General features: G+C 42.6%; 1 pseudogene. It reads right to left on the bottom strand.

Annotated features, from left to right (window positions below):
- A pseudogene (locus G9371_RS19055) lies at window positions 1-242 on the bottom strand (alkyl hydroperoxide reductase subunit F); the annotation flags it as partial.

Genomic DNA, 242 nt, shown 5'->3' with positions numbered 1-242 from the left:
AAACCAATCTGTACAAAGATCCCTGCAAGCTCTACCACATGCTCTTCATCAGTCGCACGGTCTTTATATTTAAGACCGGTTACTTGTGAACCGTCACCCAATACTTCTGTGCTTAAGGCATTCATAATCACTGTGGTGTTTGGCAAGCTGTTTAACTTGTTTTGCAAGACTTGGTCAGCACGAAGTTTAGTGTCAAACTCAACCAGAGTTACATGCTCAACAATACCTGCAAGGTCAATTGC

It is taken from the genome of Acinetobacter sp. EKM10A, from assembly GCF_011075215.1.
In the GTDB taxonomy this organism is placed as follows: domain Bacteria; phylum Pseudomonadota; class Gammaproteobacteria; order Pseudomonadales; family Moraxellaceae; genus Acinetobacter; species Acinetobacter baumannii.
Note: the sequence above shows the minus strand (reverse complement) of the source record. Positions and strands in the feature narration are given on the sequence as shown.